We start from the raw sequence: 5,794 nt of genomic DNA, 5'->3' as shown, positions 1-5,794 counted from the left end.
ACCAGCGGGAGTCCCCTTATCCCTGCTGGTCCTGGAAGGCGGGCAGGGCGAAGATCCGCTCCTTGCCCGCCTCCTCCATGAGCTCGACGAGCGGCAGCACCAGCTCCCACAGGTCCTGCTTGTCGACCTCGCGTACGAGTCCTTCGAGTTCGGCGTCACCCAGCGTGGCGGCGGCGTCGGCCACCACCTTGCGGCCCTCCTCGGGCAGCACGCCGACCAGCGGCAGGAATTCGCCCCACAGCGCGGTCGCCACGACGGCCCGTACCACTCCGGCCAGGACCTCGGGATCGCGCAGGGAGTCCAGCCGGGCCACGGCGAGCCGGTCGTCCCCGCCGAGCAGCGCGACGAGCGGGAGCAGGGACTCCCACAGCCCTTCGGCGTGCGTCACCCGCACGAGCGAATCCAGTTCGGCCCCGTCGAGGCGGGCGGTGAGCTCGGCGATCCGCAGCCGCTGGTCGCCGCCGACCATCGCGGCGATGCCGAGGGCCTCCTCCCAGAGCCCCGCGGCCGAGGCGGCCCGTACGACCGCGGCGAGCCGGTCGTCGCCCATCAGTTCCAGGATGCGGGGCAGCCGGTCGGGCAGGTCGACGTAGAACCCGGCGCGCAACACCGCCTCGTCGTCCACCTGTTCCAGGATGCGGCGGAGCACCTGGTCCCTCATGTGGCCGACGAAGCGGCCCATGGTGAGGTGGTCGCGCTTGTCGGCGAGGGTGACGGCGATGCGGACGACGAGCCCCTCGTCGAGCCGGTCGACGATTCCGGCGATCCTGCGCGGGTCGAGGTGCCCGCAGGCCTCGGCGGTGAAGGAGACGGGCAGCTTCTCGATGATGTCGGCGGCCCGGCCCGCCTCCAGCCGGCCGGCCACGGCGGCCGCCAGCCGGGGTCCGAGCGCCTTCTGCGAGATGGCGGCGGCCACCCCGGCCGGGACCAGCTTGGTCGCGGCGGCGATCCGGTCGAGCATCTCGGGCGCCCCGTCGTTCAGTACGCCGCTCACCTGCTCGCGGAAGGCCCGTACGTCCTCGTCCGGCAGCCCGCGCAGGAAGCCGAGCTCGCCCGCGTCCACGCCCACCAGCCGGGCGATCTTCTCCACTTCGGCGCGGCTCACCGGAACAGCACCTTGCGCACGGCGCCGCGCGCGATGGCGGGCACCAGCTTGAGCGCCTCCTCGGCGGCTTCGCCCAGCCCCTCGGCCTGGCGCGCCCGCTCCGCCTTCAGGGCGTCGGCGAGCCTCGCGAGTTCCCCGCCGTCCAGCCCCGCGAACGACGCGGGAGGCCGAGCGCCTCCCAACTCCCCACTCAACCGGCCCAGTTCCTCATCGGTACGCACGGGAGACCTCCCACAGCCAGGACGACGACGGCTCGCTCGCCCCGAGCGTGGCGCCGGATTGACTATTAGTCAATACTCGCGGGTAGCCCGTGCTCGTCGCGGTTGGCGCGCGCCCGTCGTTCACCCCCGTCCCGGTCCGCCCGGACTGGCCGGTTCCGTGCTGGTCTAGGCCAGTTGGTACCGGTTGGATTGTGTCGGGGGGTGCCGACATGTCGGACGTGCGCGGCGTGCAGGTGTGGACGTGTCCGGCGGGTGGCTGGGAGGTCATCCGTGCCCGGCCGCATCAGAGACTGCGCCCCGGGGTGCGGGGGTACCGGGGGTACCGCATCGACCTGGGCCGGCCCCACCGCAGGCTGGAGCTGCCCTGCGGGCTGGTGACCCTGCTCGTGTGCTTCGGCCCGCCGGTGCGCGTCACCGACCCCGCGGGCTCCGACGCCACCGCCCTCGCCCCCTCTTCCACGGGCGGCCGGACGGCACGCTCCCTCACCTCCCTGCTCGCGGGTCCGCACACCCGCGCCGTCCTGGGCGAGCACGACGGGCGCGCGTACGGGGTGCAGGTCTTCCTGACCCCCTGGGCCGCCCACCGGCTGCTGGCCGTCGACATGGGCGAGCTCACGGACACGGTGGCCGACCTGGACTCCGTACTCGGCGGCCGGCACGCCGGGTACCTGGCCGAGGCCCTCGCCACCGCCCCCGGGTGGGCCGAGCGGTTCACGCTCCTGGACTCCCATCTGACCTCCCTGCTCGTCGGCTCCTCCTCCCCCTTCGGCGGCCGCGCGCCCGGCCCGGAGCTGAACCCGCAGGTGGTGCGGGCCTGGGAGCTGCTCGCGGCCGGGCCGGTCCCCGTGCCCCTGGGCGGCGTCGCCGCGGAGGTCGGCTGGAGCGAGCGCCAGCTGCGGCGCCGGTTCCGGGAACAGATCGGCCTCTCGCCCAAGGAGGTCACCCGGGTGGCCCGCCTGCGCCACGCACTGGCCCTGCTGACCCGGGGGCACCAGGCCAGCGCCACCGCGCTGGCCTGCGGATTCCACGACCAGTCCCATTTCCAGCGGGAGTTCAAGGCCATGACCGGGCTGACCCCGGCCGGGTTCCTCGGCCACCGTGCGGCCGCCGCCGCGCTCGTCGGCGACAGCCGGGTCGACCGGGTGCCCGGCGAGGCGACCAGCGTGCTCCTGTCCCTCCCGGAGGCGGGCGAGGTGCCGCTCGGCTGTGGCCGTTTTTTGCAAGACGGGCCGTGCCCGGCGATGCCAGGGTGAAAAACGCCCGGCGGCCCTGGCCCGCCGGTGATCCCGTGCGCAGCGCGCGCATGCACGCACCCCCTGCGCCCCGTACTCACACGTACACACCCCACGAGAAGAGAGGTGGCCCAGGTGCCCGCAGACGACGAAGTGGTCGTGGTCCGTACCCCGGAGGAATTCCACGACATGCCGGAGGAGTACCGGTCGATGGCCACGCGCCAGATGCTCATCCACGCCGAGGGCGAGCTGTCCGGAGCCGACGACTACATCCGGGTGTTCTACCCCCTCGCGCCCGACGCCGAGGAACGGCAGGTGTGCTGCGAGCGCGCGGCCGAGGAGATCAACCACTTCAAGGTGGCCAGCGCCGTCCTGAACGACCTCGGCGTGGACACCGCGCAGATGTCCCGGCAGTCCCTGGAGGAGCGCCGCAAGCTGTTCCTGTCGGCCGACTTCCACAACAGCACGACGTGGGCCGAGCGCGGCGTGGTGTCCTGGCTCATCGAGGACGCGGTGATGGAGCTGCTGAAGGAGATGTCGGCCAGCAGCTACCGGCCCTGGGCCGACTCCTTCCGCACCGTCATCCAGGACGAGCGGGTGCACATCGCGCACGGCGCGCGGATCGTGCGCGGCCTGGTCAAGGACCGCGACGGAAAGAAGCAGGTCCAGGCGGCGGTCGACCGGCTGTGGCCGCACTCCCTGGACGTCTTCGGCAGCCCGGGCTCGAAGAAGGCCGAGATCGCGGTCGGCTGGGGCCTGCGGACCCGTACGAACGAACACGCGCGGCACGACTGGGAGGTCCGCGGCGGAGCGAAGGTCAAGAAGATGGGCCTGTCCCTGCCCTCCTGACACCGCCGGGGCGACCGACCGACATCCGAGCACCTTCCACCGCACGTCAGGAGTCCGAAACAGCATGTCAGCCCAGCCGATCGACCTCACCCTGAGCCCACAACGCCCCCGTACCCGGGACGAGATCCGCGCGCGCGTCGCCGAGCTGATCTCCGCGGAACCGGAACTGGGTGTCCGGTTAGACGCGTTACGCAACTTCGGGCGCTCGGTGCGCAACACCGAGGTGCACCTCACCGGCGCCTGCAACATCCGCTGCGACGGATGCTGGTTCTTCGCCCACGACTTCGACACGGCCGTGACCGACCAGCGGGATCTCGCCAAGGTGCGGGGCTTCGTGGAACGCATCAAGGCCGACGGGGTGACCTCGGCCCTGCTCATCGGCGGTGAGCCCACCCTCGTTCCCGACAAGATCCGCCCGTTCGTGGAGCTCCTCGACTACGTCACCATCTCCACCAACGGACTCCTCGCCCTGCCCATGGACGGGTTCGAGGACGTGGCGGTGGCGATCTCGGTCTTCGGCGGCGGCCCCCTCGACGACCAGCTCCGCGCCATCCACCCCAACGGCCGCCGCTTCTCGGGCCTGATCGACACCGCCCTCGACAACTACCGGGGCGACCCGCGGGCCACCTTCGTGTACGCGCTGACCGAGCCGGGAATCCGCTACATCGAGGACACCGTCCGCAAGATGGCCGACAACGGCAATCTGGTCAGCTTCAACTTCTACAGCGAATACGGCTCCGACCACCCGCTCGGCGCCCTGGAGGGCCGCCGGCTCCTGGACGAGGCCCTGCGGGTCAAGGAGCTCTTCCCGCAGGCCGTGGTCAACGACCCGCACTACATCGAGGCCCTGATCACGGGCCGCTCGCACGGCAAGAGCTTCGGCTACGACGTCTGCCCGAGCATCAGCGTCGACCACAAGGCCCACGCGGAGCGCATCGCGAACGGCAACCCCGTGCTGCCCGGCTTCAACGCGTGGGGCGCCGACCTGGAGACCGTGCAGTTCTGCTGCACTTCCGGCCACTGCGGGGACTGCCGGGACAGCCAGGCGGTGCACAGTTGGCTCCTGATGAGCATGCCCGACTTCCTGGACAGCTCCGAGGACCTGCGTACCTGGCTGGGCATCTCGGAGGGGTACTGGCGCCAGTGGTGCTGGTCCCCTTATAGCCCGCACCGCGGTACGCCGACCAGCTGACAGCCGACGACGAAAGGGGAGCCGCCCGTGCCGCCCCACGACCCCGCTTCCTCCTCCGGTCCCTTCACCATCCGCATCACGGTCCGCGAGTACGAGCTCGACACCCGCGGCCACCTCAACCAGGCGGTCTACCTCCAGTACTGCGAACACGCCCTGTGGGAGGTGCTGCGGGCGGCCGGCATCCCGGGCGACAAGCTGCTCACGAGCGGCGTGGGCCCGGCCCAGCTGGAGTGCACGCTCAGGTTCCGGCGCGAACTCCAGGGCGGGGACGAGGTCGACGTGTCCTGCGTCTTCGAATGGGGCGAGGGCAAGACCTTCCGGCTCCGCCAGGACATCCGCCGCGCCGACGGCACCCTGGCCTGCGAGGTGACGGGCGTCATCGGCCTCCTCGACCTGGCGGGCCGCACCCTGCTCCCGGACCCGGGCGCCCACCTGCGAGGCCTGGCCGAACACCCGGAGGTCCTGGGCCTCTGACCCGGTCCCACCAGGACGCCACAGCGCCCGCCGACTCCTTCTGGACGCCGTGCTCGCACCGCTCGGCCGCAGGCGGCCTCCCGGGCTTCGCCCGGCTGCGCCGGCCTCCGGCCGTCGGGTGGTGACTGAGGTCTCGTAGTACCCCCGGCCCGCACCACGGAGTGCGGCACTCCGCCACGGCGCCCGCCAAGTCCCCGACCAGGGATGGCGGGCGCCGTGGCGTGTGCGGTCGTCAGCGCGGGCTCACCTTGAAGCTCGCCGGGCCGTCGTGCCCACCGCCTCGTCCACGACGGTGAAGGCGTCGGCGAGTTCACGCACCGGCCGTACACCGCGCCCGCCCGATTCGTCGGGTGCCGCGCACCGCGCGGCCGGGAGGCCGGGACCGCCGTCCCGGACGGCAATGCCCAGCACGCCCGCCTCCCAGTCGATCCGCACGGCGAACTCCACCCCACAACGCCACAGCGCCCGCCATCCCTGGTCGGGGACTTGGCGGGCGCTGTGTCGGAGTGCCGCACTTCGTTGTGCGGACCGATGAGGGGTCCCGGCCGGGGCCGGGGGTACTACGAGACCTCAGCCACCACCCGACGGCCGGAGGCCGGCGCAGCCGGGCGAAGCCCGGGAGGCCGCCTGCGGCCGAGCGGTGCGAGCACGGCGTCCAGAAGGAGTCTTGGCGGGCGCTGTGTCGGAGTGCCGCACTTCGTTGTGCGGACCAGGCCCCGCA

General features: G+C 72.4%; 7 protein-coding genes. 4 read left to right on the top strand and 3 right to left on the bottom strand.

The window, feature by feature from the left end:
• Window positions 1-16: 16 nt before the first annotated feature.
• Together ACWGDE_RS35360 and ACWGDE_RS35355 are read right to left on the bottom strand one after the other, a co-directional pair.
• Window positions 17-1,105 carry a hypothetical protein gene (locus ACWGDE_RS35360; RefSeq protein WP_453393164.1) on the bottom strand — a complete coding sequence of 363 codons (1,089 nt, stop codon included), beginning with the start codon at window positions 1,103-1,105 and terminating at the stop codon, window positions 17-19.
• Window positions 1,102-1,326, bottom strand: coding sequence for a hypothetical protein (locus tag ACWGDE_RS35355; protein WP_453393163.1), 225 nt, complete (start codon window positions 1,324-1,326; stop codon window positions 1,102-1,104). Before ACWGDE_RS35355 ends, ACWGDE_RS35360 begins: the two co-directional genes overlap by 4 nt.
• Window positions 1,327-1,535: 209 nt before the next feature.
• Between ACWGDE_RS35355 and ACWGDE_RS35350 the strand changes: the two genes are divergently transcribed.
• From ACWGDE_RS35350 to ACWGDE_RS35335, 4 genes are all read left to right on the top strand, one after another.
• Window positions 1,536-2,579, top strand: coding sequence for a helix-turn-helix domain-containing protein (locus ACWGDE_RS35350; RefSeq protein WP_453393162.1), 1,044 nt, complete (start codon window positions 1,536-1,538; stop codon window positions 2,577-2,579).
• A 114-nt stretch (window positions 2,580-2,693) separates the two neighbouring features.
• A complete protein-coding gene (locus ACWGDE_RS35345; protein WP_453393161.1) occupies window positions 2,694-3,407 on the top strand; it encodes a Phenylacetic acid catabolic protein in 714 nt (237 codons plus the stop codon).
• A gap of 64 nt (window positions 3,408-3,471) precedes the next feature.
• Window positions 3,472-4,599 carry a radical SAM protein gene (locus tag ACWGDE_RS35340; protein ID WP_453393160.1) on the top strand — a complete coding sequence of 376 codons (1,128 nt, stop codon included), beginning with the start codon at window positions 3,472-3,474 and terminating at the stop codon, window positions 4,597-4,599.
• A 27-nt stretch (window positions 4,600-4,626) separates the two neighbouring features.
• A complete protein-coding gene (locus tag ACWGDE_RS35335; RefSeq protein WP_453393159.1) occupies window positions 4,627-5,073 on the top strand; it encodes an acyl-CoA thioesterase in 447 nt (148 codons plus the stop codon).
• Between the two features lie 243 nt (window positions 5,074-5,316).
• Here ACWGDE_RS35335 and ACWGDE_RS35330 read toward each other — a convergent pair whose 3' ends face one another.
• Entirely contained in the window at window positions 5,317-5,520 is a 204-nt protein-coding gene (locus ACWGDE_RS35330; RefSeq protein WP_453393158.1) for a hypothetical protein, read from the bottom strand.
• Window positions 5,521-5,794: the final 274 nt, after the last annotated feature.

Source organism: Streptomyces sp. NPDC054956 (assembly GCF_053609185.1).
Note: the sequence above shows the minus strand (reverse complement) of the source record. Positions and strands in the feature narration are given on the sequence as shown.